The 21,915-nt window shown below is 45.1% G+C and carries 20 protein-coding genes; 4 read left to right on the forward strand and 16 right to left on the reverse strand.

The annotated features are described in order from the left end of the window. Positions 1–47: 47 nt before the first annotated feature. The gene (locus tag IGJ12_RS15545) at positions 48–1,799 is read left to right on the forward strand and encodes an ABC transporter ATP-binding protein (protein WP_207490813.1); all 1,752 of its coding nucleotides are present in this window, start codon (positions 48–50) and stop codon (positions 1,797–1,799) included. Between the two features lie 54 nt (positions 1,800–1,853). Here the strand turns inward: IGJ12_RS15545 and IGJ12_RS15550 are convergent, their stop codons facing one another. Beyond that, the gene (locus tag IGJ12_RS15550) at positions 1,854–2,219 is read right to left on the reverse strand and encodes a hypothetical protein (protein ID WP_005233306.1); all 366 of its coding nucleotides are present in this window, start codon (positions 2,217–2,219) and stop codon (positions 1,854–1,856) included. Between the two features lie 163 nt (positions 2,220–2,382). On the opposite strand from IGJ12_RS15550, the gene IGJ12_RS15555 reads away from it, so the two are divergent. After that, positions 2,383–2,715: a helix-turn-helix domain-containing protein gene (locus IGJ12_RS15555; protein ID WP_005230670.1), complete on the forward strand. Its 333-nt coding sequence runs from the start codon at positions 2,383–2,385 to the stop codon at positions 2,713–2,715. 5 nt (positions 2,716–2,720) lie between these two features. Continuing rightward, positions 2,721–3,197, forward strand: coding sequence for an ImmA/IrrE family metallo-endopeptidase (locus tag IGJ12_RS15560; RefSeq protein ID WP_128487698.1), 477 nt, complete (start codon positions 2,721–2,723; stop codon positions 3,195–3,197). Between the two features lie 69 nt (positions 3,198–3,266). Here the strand turns inward: IGJ12_RS15560 and IGJ12_RS15565 are convergent, their stop codons facing one another. The 5 genes from IGJ12_RS15565 to IGJ12_RS15585 form a co-directional block, all read right to left on the reverse strand. Next, positions 3,267–4,079 carry a metallophosphoesterase family protein gene (locus IGJ12_RS15565; protein ID WP_430619172.1) on the reverse strand — a complete coding sequence of 271 codons (813 nt, stop codon included), beginning with the start codon at positions 4,077–4,079 and terminating at the stop codon, positions 3,267–3,269. A gap of 4 nt (positions 4,080–4,083) precedes the next feature. Next, the gene (gene phnE, locus IGJ12_RS15570; RefSeq protein ID WP_429967437.1) at positions 4,084–4,866 is read right to left on the reverse strand and encodes a phosphonate ABC transporter, permease protein PhnE; all 783 of its coding nucleotides are present in this window, start codon (positions 4,864–4,866) and stop codon (positions 4,084–4,086) included. Next, a complete protein-coding gene (gene phnE / locus IGJ12_RS15575) occupies positions 4,863–5,642 on the reverse strand; it encodes a phosphonate ABC transporter, permease protein PhnE (RefSeq protein WP_008380208.1) in 780 nt (259 codons plus the stop codon). The genes phnE (IGJ12_RS15570) and phnE (IGJ12_RS15575) overlap by 4 nt, the downstream gene beginning before the upstream one ends. Continuing rightward, positions 5,614–6,405, reverse strand: a complete 792-nt coding sequence (phnC, locus tag IGJ12_RS15580; protein ID WP_005230661.1) for a phosphonate ABC transporter ATP-binding protein — start codon at positions 6,403–6,405, stop codon at positions 5,614–5,616. The genes phnE (IGJ12_RS15575) and phnC overlap by 29 nt, the downstream gene beginning before the upstream one ends. 160 nt (positions 6,406–6,565) lie before the next feature. Next, positions 6,566–7,498, reverse strand: a complete 933-nt coding sequence (locus tag IGJ12_RS15585) for a phosphate/phosphite/phosphonate ABC transporter substrate-binding protein (protein WP_008380209.1) — start codon at positions 7,496–7,498, stop codon at positions 6,566–6,568. A gap of 196 nt (positions 7,499–7,694) precedes the next feature. Between IGJ12_RS15585 and IGJ12_RS15590 the strand changes: the two genes are divergently transcribed. Further along, positions 7,695–8,366, forward strand: coding sequence for a cyclic nucleotide-binding domain-containing protein (locus IGJ12_RS15590; protein ID WP_005233292.1), 672 nt, complete (start codon positions 7,695–7,697; stop codon positions 8,364–8,366). A 187-nt stretch (positions 8,367–8,553) separates the two neighbouring features. On the opposite strand, the gene IGJ12_RS15595 is transcribed toward IGJ12_RS15590, so the two are convergent. The 10 genes from IGJ12_RS15595 to IGJ12_RS15640 form a co-directional block, all read right to left on the reverse strand. After that, positions 8,554–10,425: a beta-glucoside-specific PTS transporter subunit IIABC gene (locus tag IGJ12_RS15595; protein WP_008380211.1), complete on the reverse strand. Its 1,872-nt coding sequence runs from the start codon at positions 10,423–10,425 to the stop codon at positions 8,554–8,556. A gap of 137 nt (positions 10,426–10,562) precedes the next feature. Next, positions 10,563–11,405 (reverse strand): BglG family transcription antiterminator LicT, encoded by an 843-nt coding sequence (gene licT, locus IGJ12_RS15600; RefSeq protein WP_005233287.1) that lies wholly within the window; start codon positions 11,403–11,405, stop codon positions 10,563–10,565. A 278-nt stretch (positions 11,406–11,683) separates the two neighbouring features. Continuing rightward, on the reverse strand, positions 11,684–12,589 hold the full coding sequence (rarD, locus tag IGJ12_RS15605) for an EamA family transporter RarD (protein ID WP_005230654.1): 906 nt from the start codon (positions 12,587–12,589) through the stop codon (positions 11,684–11,686). A 325-nt stretch (positions 12,590–12,914) separates the two neighbouring features. Further along, positions 12,915–15,530: a calcium-translocating P-type ATPase, PMCA-type gene (locus IGJ12_RS15610; protein ID WP_430619173.1), complete on the reverse strand. Its 2,616-nt coding sequence runs from the start codon at positions 15,528–15,530 to the stop codon at positions 12,915–12,917. 144 nt (positions 15,531–15,674) lie between these two features. Next, positions 15,675–16,022: a 2-dehydro-3-deoxyphosphogluconate aldolase gene (locus IGJ12_RS15615; RefSeq protein ID WP_413132645.1), complete on the reverse strand. Its 348-nt coding sequence runs from the start codon at positions 16,020–16,022 to the stop codon at positions 15,675–15,677. Between the two features lie 35 nt (positions 16,023–16,057). Continuing rightward, entirely contained in the window at positions 16,058–17,341 is a 1,284-nt protein-coding gene (locus tag IGJ12_RS15620; RefSeq protein WP_413132644.1) for an SLC13 family permease, read from the reverse strand. 108 nt (positions 17,342–17,449) lie between these two features. Then, positions 17,450–18,358, reverse strand: coding sequence for a 4-hydroxy-tetrahydrodipicolinate synthase (gene dapA, locus IGJ12_RS15625; RefSeq protein ID WP_430619174.1), 909 nt, complete (start codon positions 18,356–18,358; stop codon positions 17,450–17,452). Between the two features lie 103 nt (positions 18,359–18,461). Next, a complete protein-coding gene (locus tag IGJ12_RS15630; RefSeq protein ID WP_430619175.1) occupies positions 18,462–19,643 on the reverse strand; it encodes a sialidase family protein in 1,182 nt (393 codons plus the stop codon). A gap of 43 nt (positions 19,644–19,686) precedes the next feature. Continuing rightward, positions 19,687–20,718: a 4-hydroxythreonine-4-phosphate dehydrogenase PdxA gene (pdxA, locus tag IGJ12_RS15635; protein WP_430619594.1), complete on the reverse strand. Its 1,032-nt coding sequence runs from the start codon at positions 20,716–20,718 to the stop codon at positions 19,687–19,689. A gap of 25 nt (positions 20,719–20,743) precedes the next feature. After that, positions 20,744–21,901 (reverse strand): iron-containing alcohol dehydrogenase, encoded by a 1,158-nt coding sequence (locus IGJ12_RS15640; RefSeq protein ID WP_430619176.1) that lies wholly within the window; start codon positions 21,899–21,901, stop codon positions 20,744–20,746. Positions 21,902–21,915 lie beyond the last annotated feature (14 nt).

Below are 21,915 nucleotides of genomic sequence, written 5' to 3' on the forward strand. Positions count from 1 at the left end.
AAAAAGAAAAAGCTGCAGGCCATCTTGCTTGTAGCGGAGGAAAACGAATGGAAACAACGACACCAACAGTGAACAAAAATAAATTTAAAATGAAAGACTTTATCCACCTGATCGTCAGTGTCAATCCCAAGAAAGGCTTGTTTCTTTTAGGGATGCTCTTTAGCCTGATCACGAGTGCCGCCAGTTTGGTCGTGCCGCAGCTGACGAAAACGCTAGTCGATGCCAGCGGCACCCCCACGTTCAACACCTCCATGCTAGTCGTTTTGATCCTAGCCTTTGTGCTGCAATTAGGCGTAGGCACTTTAGGCGGCTTTCTCTTGCGCTATGTGGGAGAAAGTGCCGTGAAAACATTACGAGAACGTCTTTGGAAACATCTGCTGCATTTGCCAGTCAGCTATTTTGATGACCATAAGTCGGGGGAAAGCAGTTCGCGACTCGTTAATGATACTTCCGTGATCAAAGAACTAGTCACCTCGCAATTTCCCAGCTTTGTCACTGGCTTGATCCAATTGGTTGGTTCGATGATCATCTTGTTTTTGATGGATTGGAAGATGGCTGCGATCATGTTCAGTGCGGTGCCTTTGATCACCTTGATCATGTGGCCGATCGGCAAGATCATGTCGAAACTAGGACGCCAACTACAAGCAGCGACTGCCGATTTCAATGCGGATGCCAGCGAAAAACTCTCAGAGATCCGTTTGATCAAAGCCAGCAACGGAGAAGCTAGTGAACAAGAAAACGGTCGGCGCAACATTGGGGCAATCTTTACCCTCGGTGTCAAGGATGCGAAAGTTAGTGCGATTTTGCAGCCAATTATGACGACGGCCATGCTGGGCTTACTCGTAGGAATCCTTGGTTATGGCGCGATCCGTGTCCAAGCCGGCACCTTGACGAGCGGCGCATTGATCGCTTTTCTACTGTATCTCTTTAATATTATTGCGCCTGTGACGACGTTTGCGATGTTCTTTTCGCAAGTTCAAAAAGCGATGGGTGCTACGGAAAGGATCCAAGAAATTTTGGATACGCCGCTGGAGCCGATTCAGGCAGCACCCAAAGCCGCTATCGACGGCGCAGTCCTACGGGCAGAACAGATCGATTTCAGTTACGATCCCAAACGGCCGATTTTGCAAAACATTTCTTTTGAAGCCAAACCCAACACCGTGATTGCTTTTGCGGGACCAAGCGGCGGCGGAAAATCCACGATCTTCGCTTTACTGGAACGCTTTTATGAACCCACCAGCGGGCGCTTGCTGATTGGTGAACAGCCGATAGCTGACATTGATCTGCAGGACTGGCGGGCACAGATCGGCTATGTTTCCCAAGACAGTGCGGTCTTTGCCGGTACGATTCGGGAAAACTTGCAATACGGATTAAGCCGAACACTGTCAGAGGAGGAATTGTGGCAAGGACTGGCATTGGCTTATGCCGATCAGTTCGTCCAAGAGTTCCCCGAAAAACTAGAAACACAAATCGGCGAACGCGGCGTCAAACTATCTGGCGGGCAAAAACAACGGATCGCCATCGCACGAGCATTCTTGCGAGACCCCAAGCTGCTGATGCTCGATGAAGCGACCGCCAGCCTAGATTCTCAGTCGGAAGAAAAGGTCCAGCGGGCGTTGGATCATCTAATGGAAGGGCGCACGACATTAGTGATCGCCCATCGCTTGTCGACCATCGTGGATGCCGATCAAATCTACTTTATAGAAAAAGGTACCATTACCGGTCAAGGTACCCATGCAGAATTGATCAACAATCACCCGCTTTATGCTGCCTACGTGAATGAACAAATGATCAATTAAAGAATAAAAACTAGAAAAAAAACTGCTTATTGATGGATAAGCAGTTTTTTTCTATTAGCCAACGGCTGAATGTTGCTTCTCTTCACGCGCCACAGGCACTTGATTCCCTCGCTGTAATTCTTTCAGCACCTGGTTTTCTGCCCGCAATAAATCCCTTTCGCTTTGGGCAGTAGCAAGCTTTCCTTGATAGACCAAGACTTCTTCTTGGTAGGTTTTGGCGGTCTTTTGGACTTCTTCTTCTAACTGATCGATTTTATGGGTCAATTCTTGATTGATCTGTTCATATTTTAGGTAAAGCTTTTGGGCATTTTCGATATTCGTTTGTTCCAAATTCGCTTTGCTGGATACTCGGGTAGCCAAATAAGTAAGTACACCAGTAATGAGTGACGGCAAGACAACTGTTACGATCGATGTATCCATGATCCTCCCCCATTCTTTTTGATACGATTCATATCATCTGTTTCCAGTATAAAAGATACGATTCGTATCGTCAACTGATGTGATATTTTTTATATCAAATAATACAAAAATAGATACAAATTATATCCAACGTGCTATACTACAAAAAAGGAGGCGATCACTCATGCTTGGCGAACGGCTAAGAACACTCAGACTACGAACCAACCAAACCCAACAGCAGATCGCAGATCAGCTAGGGATCACCCGCGCAGCGTATTCGCATTTCGAAAATGATCGTAACGAACCCGATGGCGAGACCATCGTCAAACTCGCGGAGATTTTTCAAGTATCCACCGATTTTTTATTAGGCAGACAAGTCCCGGCAGGCTTCACGCCGCCCTCTGCAAAAGTTCAAACCGTTGCGGCCCATATTGATGATGACGTCACCGATGAGCAGATGGAAGATATCCTCAGCTATATTGAATTTATAAAACAGCGGCACGCCCAAAAGGAATGATGGAAATGGATAAAGTAGAAGAACTGATGGCCGCCTACCCAGACTTGCACTTTATTTTCGATAAAAATATGCCTGATGGTCAGCAAGGATTGTACATCGATCACCATATTTACTTGAACCCTGACCAATCACAAGAAGACCTCTTGAGCACCATCGGTGAAGAAATCGGTCATTATTTGACCAGTGCTGGCGACATTACCGCCCAAGACACCAACGAAAAACGCAAACAAGAACGCAAAGCCCGCGACATTGGTTCTGCGATTGTGGTCACGCCCTATGATATCATCGCTTGTTTTGAAGAAGGCTGCAAAACATTGGCGGCATGCGCTGATTATTTAGGGGTTCCCCCACAAACCTTCAAAGACGCGGTCACGTATTATGCTCGTCGCTTTGACGGTATCAAAACCGAAGAAAACTATACCTTGTTTTTCCATATCGACGGCACGATTGAAGTTGTCAAAACCTTTGGCAATCAAGGTTAAGCCTTTTTTGCACAAAAACAGACGTTCCTTTCCTGCTGCTAAATACAGCGTTGACGGAACGTCTGTTTTTTATCCTTGCATGTTGACCCGCATCAATACGCGGTTCGGTCGATAGTTTTCTGAGGATTGATGAACCAGTGCGCCTTCCTCGAAGCGATACAAATTGTATCCATAGCGTTCTTCAAAACGGACCATCCCCTCGCCTTCATCTTCCCCGACAAACGACATACTTGCCACAGTATAGTAAGGAATCCCTGCGATCGTTCCCGTAAATGCATGATGGGTATGTCCGCTGAGAATACAAGAGATCTGATACTGCTGCAATAATGCCACCAAACGATTGGCACCGGCCCATGCCGGCGTGCTTGCTTGATAAGGCAACAAATGATGGTGCGTCACAAAGATGATCTTTTTCTCTTTGAGCTGCGCCAGCGTGGCTTGCAGCCATTCAAACTGTCGCTCATCTACGATACCGTCGGCATAGCCGTAACAGGAATTATCGAAAGCCACGACCGCCAATGTCTCCGTTTCATAGACTTGATTAAAAGGTGTATCACTGGCCGTTTCTACTGACTTGCCTTGCCAGCCTTGGCGAAAATGCCGTTTAATATCATGATTGCCTAGCGTTACTACGATCGGCACTGAGCCAAAGGCTTTTTCTAGATAATGCTTCAAAGAGGCATAATCGGCAGGCGCGCCATCTTCGGTCAAATCGCCGCTGATCACCACCAAATCAATCGCCCCTCGCGCCTTGGCATCTTGGATACACTCTTCAAGAGGAATCAAGGGATTTTGCATAGCTGCCAGCATTCCTTGATACCCTTCTTCACAAGGCAGGTAACTTTCTCGAAAATGGATATCTGATATATGCAATACATTCATAGGTTTATCTCAATTTCTTTCTGATGATTCCAGTCAACTGGTCTAATAAGAAGACGGTCACAACGACGCCCAACAAAATAATACTTACCTTGCTCCAGGTTCTGGTTTGAATAGCAAAAATCAATGGTGCACCGATCCCGCCGGCACCGACTAACCCTAACGTTGCCGCACTGCGGACCGCAATTTCAAAATGATTCAACGCAAAGGAACTATAGATGGGTGCTAAATAAGGAACCCGCACGAAAAACATCGTTTGCCAAAAGTTGGCACCAACTGCTTGCATCTCTTCCGTCAAGCGCTCATCCATGGCTTCCATTTCTTCCGTGAACAGCTTGCCCAGCATACCGATCTGGTGGACACCGATCGCCATAACCCCAGCGAAAGGTCCCGGACCTACCACACGGACAAAAATAATCGCATAAACTAGCTCTGGAAATGCCCGCAAGATATTGCAGATCATTTTGCCGATCTTCGCGACCCACGGCGCAGAAGCCCATAGGTTGGCGGCACTCAGCAAGGTCACCGGTATCGCGCAGACTGTTGCGATCATCGTTCCTAGACAGGCGATCCCGATCGTCAGTAACAATAAGCTCCACAGATCCTCCCCGCTACCGTCGTAAAAGAAAGACCAGTCTGGCTGACTCAACCCTTGCAGGACATCTCTTCCCATCGCTAAGGAAAAAGTACTCAATCCGGAATAATCCAGCGTCGCTGCAGATAATGCCAGTAAGATAGCAAAGAGTCCCCATAACAGCCAAGTCGTTTTCTTCACTTCTCTGATCATCATAGGAATGACCTCCTTACCCGCTCACTTAGAAAATCAACGATCGCTACCGTTAGCAAAATCGTCAAGATAATGATCGAGACCCGTTCATAATTCAACAATGCCAATGAGGCGTTCAAGATGACCCCGATCCCGCCGGCACCAACATATCCTAACACCGTCGAAGCTCGAACATTGACTTCAAAGGCATAAAAAGTATAGCTGGCAAACTGGCTGATGACTTGAGGTATGATCGCCCAAACAGTCACTTGAAATTTATTTGCCCCTACCGCCGCCGCTGCTTCGATTGGCGCAAAATCAATGGTTTCGATTGCTTGGAACATCAGCTGTGAAACCATCCCAAAGGTAAAGACCGCGATGGTCAAAACACCAGTGGCTTCACCGATCCCAAAAATCGCTACGAACAATGCCGCCAACAATAAATTGGGGATCGTCCGCACCAGACCTAAGAGAAAACGCATCGGCACAGAGACCCACCGGCTTTCTGTCACGACTGTCGTCGCCAACAGACTCACCGGTATCGCTGCGACTACTCCTAAAACAGTGCCTAAAAAGGACATCTGCAATGTCTTGATCAAGGGCATCATCAGTTGTGGTAAATAACTAAAATCCGGATGCAAAAAGCGAGCCATGAAAGCCGTCATCTGGCTTCGATTCGACCACACTTGGGCAAAATCAGCCCCCGTGATCCAGGCACTGCTTTGAAAAAAGAGCAGCAATAAAAGAATCAGCAGCAGGTGTTTGTACCAATTAAAATGAACTGTTTCTTTCAGTTTCATCGATTTCTCCTGCCTTTTCTTCAAAAATTGCTTTCCCATAGATTTGTTCTAAACGCTGATCCGTCAAAGCGGCTGCGTTGCCGTCAAAAACGATTGCACCTGCTTTTAAGGCAATGATCCTTGTCGCATACTGACGAGCCAAGGGAATCGAATGCAGATTGATGACAATCGTTTTGCCCATTTCTTGATTGATCTTCTTCAGATCCTCCATCACTTTCTCTGTCGTGATGGGATCTAGCGATGCCACGGGTTCATCTGCTAAAATCACTGGTGCTTGTTGGACCAAGGCACGAGCGATGGATACCCGCTGCTGTTGCCCACCACTCAACTGGTCGCTTCTCGTTTGCAGTTTGTCTGACAAGCCGACAGTCGCTAGTGCTTCTTTCGTTCTTTCGTAGTCTTCTTTCGTAAACAACCCTAAAATACTTTTCCATGTCCCGTAATACCCCAAACGACCAGATAGCACATTCTTTTGGACAGTACTACGTTTGACCAAATTGAAGCTTTGGGAGATCAATCCGATTTGTCGGCGAATCAAGCGCAATTCTTTTTTATTGGCTTTCGTGACTGATTTGCCATCTACCCGGATATCTCCTTCAGTGATTGGCACTAAGCGATTGATCGAGCGCAAAAAGGTACTCTTACCAGCACCGCTCAAACCAATGATTGCCACAAATTCTCCTTGTTCAATCGTTACATCTATGTTCTGTAATCCTTTGACCCCATTCGGGTAGACTTTGGATACATTCTCAAAAGTTATCATCTGTCTTCTCCATTATGTAGGGACCGCGGCAAAGTTTCCCCAATCGGTCACGGTCTATCTCACTAAAAAATGCACTGATACTGCGTATTCCACCTATTCCCCTAGTAAATCGCTGCACATCTCCGTGTCCCGTTATCCTTCTACCGCAATCCCTGATTTTTTACTCTGCTGCTCGTTTAGTATAGTCGCGAATGGTATCGTAAGCAGAATCAGCTGCTTCTTCATACCCTTGGTGTCCCCACAAGCTCATTGCTTCGGCGCCTTCTTCATCGTCTGCCATATTCAAGAACACTTCTTTGATCTGCTCTTTTAGTTCAGCATCCATCGTCGGTTGAACGGCAATGGCGTCATTCGGGATGTCCCCTTCGGTTAAGTAAAGAACTTTTAGATCTTCGAATAAATCGTTATCTGGGAAGCTTGAAGCAAAGACATTCCGTGCCCCTTGAAACACAAAGGCGGCATCCATCTGACCATTCAAGACTGCAGTGATCTCACTTGGAATATCGTTCACCGTCGTTAATGTAGCATCCGTCGTTGGATCAACTCCTGCATCTTTCAACTCGGCAACTGGGTAAATATAGCCGCTGGCAGAGTTCGGACTCAATGTAGCGATTTTTTTCCCTTTTAAGTCCGTCAATTCTGTCATATCGCTATCCGCACGTACCAAGATCTCCCCTTTGAAGGTATTGGTTTTTTCCCCTTCTAATGGCAAGCCGGTCTCTGGATCATAAGCACCTAATTGAGAAGTCAAAATCGCTTCGGCTGCATCCATGTCTTTGGCTTGAACATAAGCGGCTGGCGGCATGATCCCTAAATCAACTTGTCCAGAAGCCATCGCTTCTACGATCGTCGAATAATCCGTTGCTAACGTTACTTCTACTTCACGGTCTAATTTTTTTGATAAATACTCAGCAAACGGTTTTGCTTTGGCTTGCATCGAGCCGTCATTATTGGTCGGTACGAATTGTACCACCAGCTTTTCTTTTTCGGCTGCGGCACTGCTGTCGCTGCTGCTGCTCCCATTCCCACAGCCGGTCAATGCTGCAACTAACGCAATTCCTAACATTCCTTTAACAATTCGTTTCAATGGCATTTTTTCTCCTCCTAATGGTTTGAAGCTTTCTTACATTCAAATCATACCAAGTATCCCTTCAAAATGAAGTGACACATGTCCTATTTTACCTTATTTTTACATACAATTTACATTAGTTTTTATTTATCGTTCGTGTTGAGTCAAAAGGGGAACTAAGCTATACTTAAAGAAAACCATTCAGGAGTGGCTGATTCCCATGAAAAAAATCGATGATACCGCACGCCTCAGTAATTACATTGACACATACGATCTGCAATCTTATATGGACAATGATTTGTTAGCGATGGCCACTTTGCATTCCTTTGAAAAAGAAGAGCACCTGATTCGAACGGGCACGCCTTCTGAATACTTGTATTTTCTCGTGGAAGGAACCGTGATGGTCTATTCCTTCTCTTCGGATACCCAAACGATTTGTATTGATTACGCCAAGCCGGCTGCACCTTTAGGGGAAGCTTCCTCTTTATGGGAACTCTTGCCGAAAAGCAGTGTCAAAGCCGCTTCTGCTTGCGTCTGCGTCTGCATCCCTTTGAATCGCTACCGCAGCACCTTGCAACAAGACGTCCGCTTTTTGCAAACCATCTGTCAGTTGCTCAGTTCCCGCTTGAATTCGGGGATCAACTTAGCGAATTCATTGACGGAACCTGTAGAGACACGGTTGGCCAAATTTATTCTTGCGCATCAAGAAAACCAACACTTTTCCTTTCAGTTAACCACCTGTGCCGCAATCTTGAATGTCAGCTATCGCCACCTGCTGCGAACCTTTACCAGCTTTCGTGAAGACAAGCTGATCGAAAAACAAAAACAGGGCTATGCAATTCTCGATTTCCCCGCTTTAGAGTCGCTTGCCGAAAATTTAAGCCATGTATAAGGAGCAGCCCATAAGAATGTTCGGATTTTCCCTGAGTACGCGTTCCTGATGTTGGTCTTGCCCTTAACTAGCGCTGTGACAAGCATTCTCCACCGAAGAAGGCAAGCGAGACCGGCAACTGCGCCTTATTTTCTTACAAAAAACCCGATCCTTGCTGATATTCAGTCGAGGATCGGGTTTCTTTTGCTTATTTTACGATGGCTAAGAAGTCTTCTCCTTGCAAGACATCGGTTTGATTCATATCCATCACATCTAAATATTGCGGCGTATTCGTCACAACGATTGGTGTAATCGTGGATAAGCCGGCAGCTTTGATCGTATCTAGATCAAACTTCACCAACAAATCACCGCGTTTGACTTGATCGTCTTGTTTAACAAAGACCTCAAAGCCTTTGCCATCTAGTTCCACGGTATCCATACCAATATGCATCAAGACTTCTGCTCCATCCGTAGTGGTCAAACCAACAGCATGGCCGGTAGGAAAGAGCGTCGTGATGGTGCCATCTGCCGGCGCATACAAAGCCCCGACGGTCGGTTCGATGGCGATGCCTTTTCCTAATGCACCAGAAGAAAAGACTTGGTCTTTGACTTCTGCTAAGGGAACCACTTTGCCTTCTAACGGACTGCTGAGGATCACTCGTTCTTTAGACGAACTATCTGTGGGTGCTGCTGGCTCTTTTGCTGGTGCTGCACTGGCATCGGTTGCTGGCTGATCTTCAAAACGTAAGAAGAAGGTCAAGACAAACGCGGCGCCAAAAGCGATAGCCGTTCCGATGGAAGCTGCGATCAGACCACTTAGATCTTTCGTATCTTGTGGGATAAAGGAAGGAAGACTTAGTAAGCTGACTAACCCAAAGGTATAGTTTTCGACTTGGCTGAAGCCGATGAAGGCTCCCCCGATGGCACCACTGATACACGCGGCGATAAATGGTTTTTTCAATGGCAAGGTTACCCCATACACCGTCGGTTCTGTGATCCCAAAAATTGAGGTGATCGTTGAAGAAAGGGCCAAGCCTTTCAATTTCACATTTTTTGTCATAAAGAACACTGCTAGCGCTGCACCACCTTGAGAAAGGACAGCTGGCAACAGCATTGGTACCATGGTATCGACACCGGTTTGACTGAGATTCAACATGATGATCGGCACAAAGCCCCAGTGCATGCCAAACATCACAAAGACTTGCCATAAACCACCCATAACAGCACCAGCGATCAGTGGGCTGAAGTGGTAAATGCTGTCGTAAGCACTACCTAACAAGTTTCCTAAAATCGTTCCTAGTGGACCGACGACAATAAAGGTCAATGGCGCCATGATCAAGAAGACCGCTAAAGGTACACAGATGATCTGTAAGAAGCTAGGAATGACTTTTTTAAAGAAACGCTCCACATAGCTTTGTAAAAAGACCGCTAAAATAATCGGAATGACTGAAGACGTATAAGCACTAGCACCAATAATGACCGGTAGGCCTAAGAAACTCAAGGTTTGTCCAGCCAAAGCGGTAATGTCTGGATGAACCAACGCCATCGCTAAGGAAACCGCTAGAAATTCATTGGTGCGAAACTTTTTCGCTGCAGTAAAAGCCAACATCACTGGTAAATAGGTAAACAACCCATCGGCAATCGCATACAATACGGTGTAGACCCCAGAATCAGCTGCTAACCAATTCAAGGTGACTGCCAGCGTCAAGAATCCTTTTAAGACCCCGGCACCTGCCATTGCGCCTAAAAACGGCGTGAAGATCGACGAAATAATATCCACCAGTTGATTCAACAGGTTGCCTTTGTCGCCTTTGCTGTCTGCTTCACCATCGAAGTTCGCTACTCCATTCAATTCACGGTAAACGTCGCTGACATGACTGCCGATCACCACTTGGTATTGTCCGCCGCTTTGAACGACTTGGATCACGTCGTCGTCTTGATTCAAGCGTGCCGTATCCGCTTTGTTCTCATCTTTTAATTTGAAACGCAAGCGGGTCGCACAATGCACCACGCTATTGACATTTTCTTTGCCGCCCACCGCATCGAGGACGCGAACGGCAATTTCTTTATTTGAACTCATTTTTTCAACACTCCTTTTTTAATAAAAAAAACCAGATTGAAAAAACGACCGTCCAACGAGTCTTTTCCTCGCTGACTGTTGTCTTTTCAATCTGGGTATTGCCTGCCTGACAGTAACAATCCGTTAATGATTGAATGTTAATTGGTTTGATCATTGACGACACGTTCGATATGGATCGTTAAGTAGATCATTTCTGATTCACCGATCGATTTGTCGTAGGTTTTGATCAAATATTCGTTGATCCGTTGAACCGTTTGAAACGCTTTAGGGTACTTCGATTGCACAAGGGCAAATAAAAATTCATCTTTTTCCCCCGAAAGTTCATCGCTTAAATAGCGCTGCGCAAAATACTGTAAATGCGTGGTGATCCGTTGATAGTTCAAGGAATCTGGGTTAAAGACTCGTCCATAAAAACGACTGATGATCGCCAATACGTCACGAACGATCTCTACCGCTTGCATCGTGGTTTCCATCGTACCATTTGCTTGTTCGCTATTGACGATATGAAAGGCGATAAAGCCAATTTCCGATTCCGGCAATGAAATCCCGAAGACTTTTTCAAAATAAGCAACGGCATCTGCTGCAACCGCATACTCTTTCGGATAAAATTTGCGGGTCTCAAACAACAATGGATTCGGCAGCTCAATGCCTTCACGTGCCCGAACTAGCGCATAATGGATATGATCGGTCAGTGTCAAATAAATATTTGGCGACAGCTCGATCCCCAATGACGCTTCTGCATCATCCACCACTTGCTTGACGGCTTCGACTTCTTCCACAGGAATGTCTGAAAACAATTGCTGAAACTGATTTGCGGTAAACGTATCCTTTAACACAAATTCTTTTTCGACAAAGGCTTCATCCACTGGATCGCCGACCTTTTTCTTAAACGCAATGCCACGACCCATATAGATCACTTCCTGACCGGCATCATTGGTCGAGATGACGACATTATTATTTAATATTTTCCCAATAACCATCGTTTTCCCTCACTCCAAAATAAAAAAACCTAGAATCTCCCCATTAGCGCGCTACGGTCAATTCTGGTTTTGCCTGCCGAACAGTAACAATCCTTGTAACTGAAAGAATAATAACACACCCCTGTGGCAGATGCAACCCTTTTCAATCAGAATTTCTGCAACGTGCTTTTCCTTTGTTATACCATTGAACAATTCTCCTTGCAACATCCTTCACTATCTAAATTGAGTTGTTTTTTAATAAAAAAAGGAACGGCTCAGCTGCAGCCATTCCTGATGTATCAGAGTTGCTTTCTTTGCTGTCCCATGCGCCGCTCTTTCATAGCCGTGCCTAACGTACCATAGGTGAAGACCGCGATCCCTAGCCAAATAAACGCAAAGGCGGAAAATTGGGCCAGTGAATAGGTTTCGTGAAACAAAAAGATGGCCAACAAAAGCATGATCGTCGGGTTGACGTATTGAATAAACCCAAGCGTAATGTAAGAAACATTTTTCGCGGCTTCCGCAAACAGCAACAGCGGAATAGCCGTCACGATCCCGGCACCCATCAATAAGAGATTGGTTTGCAAGGGATAATTCATAAAGCCGACGGTTGAAAATCCTAAAATATACACGAGCGCAAAGGGGAAAATCACCATCGTTTCGATCGTTAACCCAGTAACCGAACTAATGGGGATCCTTTTTTTGATCAAGCCATACGTACTAAAGGAAAAGGCCATGATCAGTGAGGCATAAGGAATCGTTCCTGTTTGGATCGATAATAAGATCACCCCGATACTTGCCAGCAGACACGCCAGCATGCCAGTACGACTAAGTCGTTCCTTCAAAAAAACGGTTGCTAACAAGACATTGACTAGCGGATTGATGTAATAGCCTAAGCTGGCTTGCATCACGTGGCCCGCACTCACCGCGAAGATAAAAGTGAACCAGTTGATGGAAATCAGCACAGACGCTAAAACGATCAGTCCAGCAAATGCTTTGTTCTTCCACAGCAGACGCGCTTCTTGTAAAAATTGCGTTTTCTTCCCGGAAAGCACGATAAACAACACCATAAAAACAAAGGACCACACGATTCGGTAGCACATCGTGGCTAACGGGGAAACCCCAACGATTATTTTCCAATATAGTGTGACCAAGCCCCATAATACATAGGCAGACAACCCAAAATAAACGCCTTTATTCTTCATTTTCTCCCTGATTTTTTTCCATGAAAGCAAGTCTTTCCTGAAAAAAAATACTCCTCCTAAACCATAAGTTATCTTATTATATCGAATTTTTTGGTTTTTCATAGAGTTTCATGAAATAAATCAAGAACATCTGCCATCGGGCGCTTCCAACGCGTGCAGCGCTTTTTTCATATACAGGAGTTTTTTTAACGCCTATTGCTGTCCATATAAACTGAGCTTCATTCGCAAGCAGACCGCCAGTTGCGTTTTTCTTAGGAACGAAACAATGTCCCCTCTCTGATTAGCTTCTTAGAGAAGGGACCAACTTATTATCTAGTAGAGAAATTTACTTAGCAACGGCGGTCTGCACTTCCTTAAAACGAAAAGCTTTAGAAATCTCACTAACGATCAACGGTATCAGTGACAACAAAATGACAATCGTCCATTCAATGCCTGTCAGGCTTTGCACCTTGAAAATATCTTGCAGGAATGGAATAAATAATACAGCTAATTGCAAGACCAAGCTGACCAGAAATGCTTTATTCATTGCACTATTTGAGAAAATCCCAATTCGGAAGATAGAGCGGGTCTCACTGCGAACAGCAAAAGCTCGTGTCAGTTCACCAAAAACTAAAGTAGCAAAAGCCATTGTATTTGCCGTACCATCTGCGATATTCGGATCAGACAAGACATATTCTCCCAGCCAGTAAGCAGCTAATGTGATTGCCCCTACCAATACACCGTAAAAAATCATATTGGCGGCAAAACCGTCTGCAAAAATACTTTTTCGGGAATCCCGTGGTTTTTGTTGCATGACACCTGGCTCAACGGGCTCCATCCCTAATGCTAATGCAGGCAGTGAATCTGTGACAAGGTTCAGCCAAAGTAGTTGGATCGCAACTAGCGGCATTTGATGGAAATTGAGTGCGGTAGCAACGAAGATCGTGATGATTTCCCCAATGTTGCAACTCAGCAGATATTGGATAGACTTTTTAATATTGGCATAAATCCCTCGCCCTTGTTCTACTGCATGAACGATCGTGGCAAAATTGTCATCCGTCAAGATCATATCGGCTGCCCCTTTAGCTACATCGGTTCCTGTGATTCCCATCGCACAGCCGATATCCGCAGCTTTCAGTGCTGGGGCATCATTCACCCCGTCGCCTGTCATCGCAACGACCATTCCTTTTGCTTGCCAAGCCTTGACGATCCGCATCTTGTGTTCAGGCGAAACCCGCGCATAAACAGAATAATTGCCTACTTCTTCCTCCAAAATCTCTTGTGGGACCAGATCTAGCTCTGTACCCGTCATCGCTCGATCACCTGGTCGATAAATAGCTAACTCTTTGGCAATCGCAACCGCCGTTAACTTGTGATCCCCTGTGATCATGACTGGTCGGATTCCCGCCTCATAACACTGTGCGACTGCTTCTTTGACTTCTTGACGCGGTGGATCAATCATTCCTGCTAACCCAACAAAAGTCAACGCACTTTCGATGTCCTCTGTCTTTAAATCTTGTGGAATTTCAGCGATATCTTTGTAAGCAGCCCCTAAAACCCGTAAAGCTTTTGATGCCATCTCAGCATTCTTCGCAGATATTTGTTCCGCGTCTGTCTTGGAAAGCAGACATCGATTCAGCAAAACATCGGGGGCACCTTTCACCATCACCCGAAAGCCGTTTTCTGTTTGATGGATGGTGCTCATCAATTTACGCTCTGAATCGAAAGGGATTTCTGCCCTTCGCGGAAATTTTGCTTCCAGTTCATTTTTGTCCAGCTTTTCTTCATAGGCTTTCGTTACAAAAGCTGTTTCGGTAGGGTCACCGGATACTTGGAAATCACTAGAACCGTTGCTGACCAGTTTAGAGTCATTGCACAGTGCCCCAATCGTCAACAACTTGTCAACTGGATGGTCATCATAAAGGAAAGTTTCCACGATCGTCATTTTGTTTTGGGTCAATGTCCCGGTCTTATCGCTGCAGATCACTGAAGCTGCACCAAGTGTCTCAACTGCTGGCAGTTTTTTAACGATTGCGTGCCGCTTGACTAACCGCTGTACACCCAGCGCCAATACAATCGTTACGATTGCAGCCAATCCTTCTGGAATCGCAGCTACCCCCAGCGAGACTGCCATCATAAAAATATCCAAAATCGGGCGACCGTACAAAATCCCGACGATAAACATTAAAATGCAGATTCCTAAACAGATCATCGATAGCAATTTTGAGATTTCAGCCATTTTACGCTGTAACGGAGTGATGTTCTCGTCTTCTGAAATCAGTAAGTTCGCGATTCTTCCGACTTCTGTTTTCATCCCCGTATTCGTCACTACGCACACAGCACGGCCATTTGTAATAACCGTTGAGGAAATCAGCATATTTTTGCGATCAGCTAGCACCGTCTCTTGCGGCAGTCCTTCCAGCGCTTTTTTATTGACAGGAACAGATTCACCTGTCATAGCTGATTCATCTGCCTTTAAGTTCGCCGCTGAAAGGATTCTGACATCTGCCGGTACCAAGTCGCCGGCTTCCAACTCAATAATATCTCCCGGCACTAGCGACGCGGTATCTACTTGTTCTCGCTTTCCGTCACGAATCACTTTTGCTAATGGTGCTGACATCTTTTGCAAAGCCTCTAAAGATTTATTGGCATTATTTTCTTGCGAAATCGAAATGATGGCATTGATCACAACAATCAGCAATATGATCACTGACTCGATCCAATCTTCAAATCCGCTAGCAGCATAGGATAAAAATGCTGCAATCAACAAAACGATGATCATCGGATCTTTTAATTGATCGATCACTTTTTTTAATAGGCTTTCGCCCTTTTTGGCTTCTAATTCATTTCTGCCAAAAGACTGCAGCCGCTGTTGCGCTTCTTGAGTGGATAAGCCAGCTTTTTCATTGGTATCCAATGCACGCAAAACTTCTTCTTTCCTTTGAGTAAACCATAAGTCCATTGTTTTCAACTCCTCTTTGATTACCGGTGTTTTCTTTCTTTTTTCGGCCGCCCTTCTTTGAATTTATTAAAAAACGTCATAGCAGAATGGAGATTCAGCCTGCTATGACTTTCACTTGACCAGAAAAAATCGAAAAAGAACGTCTTACTTTCTTAAAATGTGGATAGCAAATCCGCCAAACTCATCTGCCAAATAAATATTTTTCAATTTGTTCTCTTCATCATAGGCTGCTGTATCCATATTAAACGCCAGCCCTTTTGCTTCAAGTTCCGCAACAGCACTCTCCAAATCGGCTGTACACATGGCGATATGACCGTTTGTTCCTAAAAAAGGCGCCTTCATACACTCAAAATAATCGCCAGCAAACTCTGATTTTTGTCCATGACGGGGGATTAGATTAAAAATCATGCTCAGTTGTTCTGCAAGTTCTAGTGCTTGTGTTTCATTCGCAGTATTGATACCGATGTGTTCTAATTCAAAATTATTTTCCATTTTCTACACCTCATTCAAAGTAGTTTTTTGCCCTCTTACATTGGGAACATTAAGATCGATCCGACAGTCAAGAAGACCAGTCGAATAAAATATTGCGGAACGGTAAACTTCCAAAATTGAACCGCCGTGTATTTTCCAGTCCCTAATATCATCGCCGGCATACCGTCAATCGGTAAGAAATGGCCGCACCAGCCAGAGATGACGATAGCACAAGCAGCAGCAGTCGGATCCAATCCTAAACTCGTGCAAGTAGCAATTGCCAACGGCGTAAAGACGTAGACCGTACCGATCGTCGAACCCGTCAGCGTCGCTAATAGACTGGTCAGAACACAAAAGGCAAAAATCATCACGAAAGGATTCACATTTGTACCCAGCATATCTGCTACAGTCGTTCCGACTAAATTCGTTAAACCAGTACTTCCCAGAGCATCAGCAACACCGATGACCCCCGCAGACATTAAGATGATTGGTGCACTGATCGCATCCCGAATTTCTTTGAAATCCAAAACACCGATCAGTAAGATCACCGCAACGGATAGACCGGCCATCGCATAGCCTGCATCCCCAATTTGACTTTGCAACAGCATACCGACAACAGCAAACACAAATACGCCATAGGTAGTCAATTCTTTCCATCGTGGCAGTTGCGAAGCAGGTGCTTGTCCATCATTTGACACCACTGTTTGCGAGTCTTCTGATGTAGGATGGTCAGGTAGAAACTTATATTGGATGATACAGTTGAGTAAGAAGCCGATCGACAAAAATAAATTGACAATTGCAAATTTGAAGACAGAAACTTCCGCCATGATTCCTGCAGCATTTAACACAGCAATGACGATCCCATACTGCAACGCTGTATTAAAAGGAATCAAGGGGTGATTAGTAGCAAACCCGGCAGTCATAATGACTTTTGACGGCGGCAATTTTTTTGAATAGGGCAACGTGGACAACAACCCTAATGTCAATACATAATACGCAGTTGATCCCGTCCCAAACAAACTACCACCTAACATCACGACAAGAATGATCAAAAGATAGGATTTGAAGCCGCCTTTGTTGGCCATAGAAAACATCGCTTTTTTAAAGACGACGATGAAACTAGTCTTCTCCAATGCGGCGATGATGGCCATAAACTCCGCCAACATGATGATCGTTGAATTTGAGAAACCCGCAAAGGCACCTTTGATATCTGTAATACCGAAAATAACTAATAATAAACAAGCAAATAAGGGCGCCGCCCCGAAGGGAATTTTTTCAATCATGATCAAAATAATCATGACTACGGTAATAGCTAGTGCAGTCATCATTTGAATAGTCATAACATCCTCCTAATTTTTATTTTTGCTGCAAGCTGTCGGATAAGCGGATGATTCGTCCGCCTATCCATCATGCTTACATTTATAGCCATCCACTGTCGTTTTTGCCTGTTAGCACAGACCTTTTTCTTTGTCTTCTGCTAATACTTTTTTCAATGCAGCGATCCCTTCGTCTGGGATCTGATTGAATGGCGCGCGGCATTTTCCAACGTTGCTGCCAAGTAAAGCAGCGGCCGTTTTGACAATCGTATTCGGGTTGCCATATTTGAAGCAGTTTCTGAAGTTTTGAATGCGTTCATTTGCCGTTTTCGCCTCTTCGATCTTCCCTTCTACAAAAAGATCATAGATAGAAGCCATTGTCTTCGGATACACATTCGCGCAACCAGCGATACCGCCGGTTCCGCCTGCTAATAACGTCCAGATAATCAGCTGATCATTCCCCGACAACGTATAAAATGTTCCGTTTGTTTTTACTTTACCGGCTTCGATATAACCTAGAATATTAGCAAAATTCCCACTAGAATCTTTGGCACCAATGATGTTATCAATTTGTGCCAAACGGGCAACGGTGGCTGGAGCAATGGCATTTCCTGTCCGAGCTGGAATGTTATATAGGACGATTGGCAAATCTACAGCTTCAGCAACCGTCTTGTAATGGGTATAGATTTCTTCTTGGCTAGCTGCTGCAAAACTTGGTGTAATGATCGATAAAACATCTGCTCCGACAGCTTGCGCCATCTTGCTCTGTTCAATCGTTTCTTTCGTAGAGATCGCACCGGAACCAGCGTAGATTGGTACCCGACCGGCAGTTTGGTCTACAACGACTTCTAAGATCTGCTTTTTCTCCTCTGCAGATAAGATGTAACCTTCGCCGTTTGTTCCAAACGGGAAAATACCATGAATTCCGTTATCGATCATTCGATCTACTTGATGACGCAACTCTTCAAAGTTGATACTCTCATCTTCGTACATAGGTGTTAGGATAGGGCTGATAATTCCTTTTAGTTCAATTGATTTCATTGTGATTACTCCTTTTCTTCCTTTAGAATACGTTTTCATTCGAATGGATTGACTGATAGATGCTTTTCTTAATGATTGGCAACAGCCTAAGACACCTCTATCGTCAACTACTTGCCTTCTCAACCCCTTCACCGGAGGTCGGATTATACACCCCCATCATTTCCCGCTTTTCTCCGAATAGCTCTTTAGGAGTAAACCGGATATATTTTACGCAAAGTCGATTTCGATAGGCATAGACTAGATGCAAAAGCCCTTCTTTGTCTTGATAGATCGTTGGGTATTCATATTGTGAATTATTGGTTTTGTTTTCCGTCCCAATATATCCCTCTGCGGCTTCAAAAATCCGGCCAATCGGCCATGTTTTGCCAACGTCTTCACTTACAGAGACAGCCACTGGATTGCGCAGTCCCGGCCAAGCAACTTTACCAAAAGTCGCATTCGGCGCAGAATTAAGATTGTACGCCAATGCAATCTCACCGCTAGCCAGTTTGATTGCACTAACACTTGCATTATTATTCGGTAGTCCCGTGGCCACAGGCACGCACCAACTGTCACCAAAATCAAAGGACTCACTGGTGTACACAAAATCGGCAAATCGACTCCGCATAAACGCTGCCAAATGTCCCGGTTCTACCTCTACGACGTTGGCATGGACGCGTCCGCTGCTATCCGGCATTCGGACAGCCCGCCATGTTTTTCCTTGATCATCCGATACTTGAAATTCTGTTGGATCATTCGTCAAACCTTCGGCAGAATCTTCACACAGCCAAGTGCTGTATATCCAGCGGCCATTACTCAAAATTTGGATCCCTTGTCGACCAAAGGTGCCTTCTTTCTCAAATAGAACCTCGGGGTCTTCCCAAGTTTGCCCTTCATCAGCTGACTTTTGGACCATGATGATCGAAGTAAACTGCATGTTGTCTTTGCCTTCTTGTCGGCTGAGCTGAGAGGTATAAATCAGCCAGATCTTTCCATCTGGTGCGCGGAAAAAAGAAGGATTTTGTTCGCTTCGGTCGATACCTTTCGAAACAGTGATTGGATCAGACCATTTTTGAGTCGCGGGATCTAATTTGGAAACCACGATCGAGATATCCCCACTTCCTTCAAAGCTGCCAGCAAACCACGCACATAGCATCCCCTTATCTGCGGTTTCGATCAAAGCCGGCGCATGAGCCGTATTGTTGCCGCCGGTAGGAATCAGCCCAAAATCAATATTTAGAAATGCATCTCGGTACATGATCCCATTCGGCTCAGATTGACGAACTTGTTCTAGTTGAATCACCATACTTCTCCCCTTTGTTTTTGTTTATTTTGAATTGTTTGTCCTATTATTTAGTATGCTCAGCCAAGCGAATCGCATAGTCGATGGCATTTTCTAAGCTGGCTTCGCTGGCAGTCCACTTGCCAGCTTGGTCGAAGGCAGTCCCATGATCTACCGACGTTCGGATAATCGGAAGATTCAAGGTGATATTGACCCCTTCTACTGCTTGCCAAGTTTGTGCCTCTTGATCATAAACGAACCCTAATAATTTCAATGGAATATGTCCTTGATCGTGATACATCGCTACAACAATGTCATACATACCCCCATTGGCTTTTGAAAAAAGCGTATCCGCTGGCAGTGAACCGGAAACATTGATACCTTCTGCTTTAGCTGCTTCAACAGCAGGATTGATTTCCTCGATTTCTTCCCGACCAAACAAGCCGTTTTCTCCGCAATGAGGATTTAACCCAGCAACCGCGACCCGTGGCTCTTCGATCCCCAAATCTTTACAAGCTTTATCTGCGATACGGATCACATCCAGCACGCGCTGTTTCGTTGCACGATCGCAAGCTTCCCGCAAAGAAACATGTGTTGATACGTGAACGACTCGCAGATTCCCATCTGCCAGCATCATCGTATATTTGTCTGTACCAGTCAGATCGGCGTAGATCTCTGTATGACCTGCACAATGATGTCCCGCCGCATTCATCGCTTCTTTGTTGAGAGGATTCGTCACAGTGGCAGCAATTTCTCCAGCTAATGCTAGCTCAATGACTTTCTTGACGTATTGAAAGGCGGCATCTCCGCCTGTTTTGGAGACTGTTCCGATAGGAAAATTTGCCATATCTACAATCTCCAGATCAATCAAATCAATTGTTCCAAAGGTATAATTCCCTTCTTTGGGATGATCGATAACATTTACTTTTAGTGCTAATTCAGGATGTTTTGCTAAATAATGATCCACGACGCTCCGATCACCAACTAAAAGTGGACGGCAATGATCGTAAATGGTCGGTTTTGCAAAAGCTTTAAGAGAAATCTCAGGTCCGATTCCAGCAGGATCCCCCATAGTAATGCCGATAATTTTCTTCATAATACTCATCCTCCTTTCCAACACTGACTCATAAGATTTGCTGATAGATCGCTCGAGCATCTTCAGGTGTCACTTCCCGTTTGTTATTGACAAGCAGACGGGTTACTTCCATACCTGCCGCCACTAAACCTTCCAAATCTTCTTCTGGCACATGGAAAGTTTTTAGGCTTGTCGGGATTTCTAAGATGCGAACGATGTCTTCTAATCTGTTGATCATGAACGCTGATTTTTCATCGATAGAGAGGGTTTGATCCCCATCATGAATCACGCGATCGTAGGCATCAGCCAACAATTCTTTGATAGCAGGTTCATTAAATTTCATCACTGGTGTTAACAGAATCGCATTGGACACTCCATGGGCAATATGATACTTTCCGCCCAACGGATAAGACAGCGCATGGACAGCTGTCGTACCAGACGCAGTGATCGCAACACCGGCGTAAAAGGAGCCTAACAGCATGCTGCGCTTAGCTTCAAGCGCTTCTGGGTTTGTGCAGGCTTCAATGATATGATTCATAATCAAGTCTAGAGCCTCTAGAGCAAAGGTGTCGCTGATTGGATTGGCTTTTGCTGAGGTAAAACATTCGATTGCATGACATAAGGCGTCCACACCGGTAGCTGCGGCAATTGGTTTGGGTAAATCCTTGATCATCCGACCATCTAGCAGAACAAAATCAGCAATCATTTCCGGATTGACGATCCCGATCTTTAAGTTTTTTTCCGGTACTCCCACTATGGCATTTGGTGTCGCTTCTGCGCCCGTGCCGGCTGTTGACGGTATCATCAAGCTTCTTACTTGTTTTTTTGCAGCTAACGGATCAGCCAACAAATCTTTGATGGTATACTTGTCAGTCGCCAAAATCGATGCCAGCTTCGCAACATCCATGACCGATCCGCCACCAACAGCAATGATGAAATCCGCTTGCTCTTTTTTAAAAGCATCCACTACGGCCTGCGCTTCGTGATAATTCGGTTCTGCTGGAATATCCGCAAGAATCGTATAATCGATGCCAGCTTCTTCCATGAATTGAATCGGCAAGTCTGCCAACCCTAAAGCAAGAAGACTCTTATCTGTAAAAAGAACGATTTTCTGAACTCCGCTGCTGATGATCGGTTTCAGTTGCTCAATTGCATGCTCTCCAGCATAAATCGTTTTCGGCATTTTTAAACTGTAATCTGTTAACATGAAGCATTCCTCCT

This window comes from Enterococcus sp. DIV0802b (assembly GCF_050543535.1).
In the GTDB taxonomy this organism is placed as follows: Bacteria; Bacillota; Bacilli; order Lactobacillales; family Enterococcaceae; genus Enterococcus_D; species Enterococcus_D entomosocium.

Excerpts from the sequence above, each read along its gene's own strand:
- phnE (WP_429967437.1), bottom strand. The coding sequence starts at position 4,866 with ATGATGATCAGAGAAGTGAAGAAAACGACTTGGCTGTTATGGGGACTC.
- IGJ12_RS15545 (WP_207490813.1), top strand. The coding sequence starts at position 48 with ATGGAAACAACGACACCAACAGTGAACAAAAATAAATTTAAAATGAAA.
- IGJ12_RS15595 (WP_008380211.1), bottom strand. The coding sequence starts at position 10,425 with ATGAGTTCAAATAAAGAAATTGCCGTTCGCGTCCTCGATGCGGTGGGC.
- rarD (WP_005230654.1), bottom strand. The coding sequence starts at position 12,589 with ATGAAGAATAAAGGCGTTTATTTTGGGTTGTCTGCCTATGTATTATGG.
- IGJ12_RS15615 (WP_413132645.1), bottom strand. The coding sequence starts at position 16,022 with ATGGAAAATAATTTTGAATTAGAACACATCGGTATCAATACTGCGAAT.
- phnC (WP_005230661.1), bottom strand. The coding sequence starts at position 6,405 with ATGATAACTTTTGAGAATGTATCCAAAGTCTACCCGAATGGGGTCAAA.
- IGJ12_RS15640 (WP_430619176.1), bottom strand. The coding sequence starts at position 21,901 with ATGTTAACAGATTACAGTTTAAAAATGCCGAAAACGATTTATGCTGGA.
- IGJ12_RS15610 (WP_430619173.1), bottom strand. The coding sequence starts at position 15,530 with ATGGACTTATGGTTTACTCAAAGGAAAGAAGAAGTTTTGCGTGCATTG.
- IGJ12_RS15630 (WP_430619175.1), bottom strand. The coding sequence starts at position 19,643 with ATGGTGATTCAACTAGAACAAGTTCGTCAATCTGAGCCGAATGGGATC.
- IGJ12_RS15590 (WP_005233292.1), top strand. The coding sequence starts at position 7,695 with ATGAAAAAAATCGATGATACCGCACGCCTCAGTAATTACATTGACACA.
- IGJ12_RS15550 (WP_005233306.1), bottom strand. The coding sequence starts at position 2,219 with ATGGATACATCGATCGTAACAGTTGTCTTGCCGTCACTCATTACTGGT.
- IGJ12_RS15620 (WP_413132644.1), bottom strand. The coding sequence starts at position 17,341 with ATGACTATTCAAATGATGACTGCACTAGCTATTACCGTAGTCATGATT.
- dapA (WP_430619174.1), bottom strand. The coding sequence starts at position 18,358 with ATGAAATCAATTGAACTAAAAGGAATTATCAGCCCTATCCTAACACCT.
- phnE (WP_008380208.1), bottom strand. The coding sequence starts at position 5,642 with ATGAAACTGAAAGAAACAGTTCATTTTAATTGGTACAAACACCTGCTG.
- licT (WP_005233287.1), bottom strand. The coding sequence starts at position 11,405 with ATGGTTATTGGGAAAATATTAAATAATAATGTCGTCATCTCGACCAAT.
- IGJ12_RS15585 (WP_008380209.1), bottom strand. The coding sequence starts at position 7,498 with ATGCCATTGAAACGAATTGTTAAAGGAATGTTAGGAATTGCGTTAGTT.
- IGJ12_RS15560 (WP_128487698.1), top strand. The coding sequence starts at position 2,721 with ATGGATAAAGTAGAAGAACTGATGGCCGCCTACCCAGACTTGCACTTT.
- IGJ12_RS15555 (WP_005230670.1), top strand. The coding sequence starts at position 2,383 with ATGCTTGGCGAACGGCTAAGAACACTCAGACTACGAACCAACCAAACC.
- IGJ12_RS15565 (WP_430619172.1), bottom strand. The coding sequence starts at position 4,079 with ATGAATGTATTGCATATATCAGATATCCATTTTCGAGAAAGTTACCTG.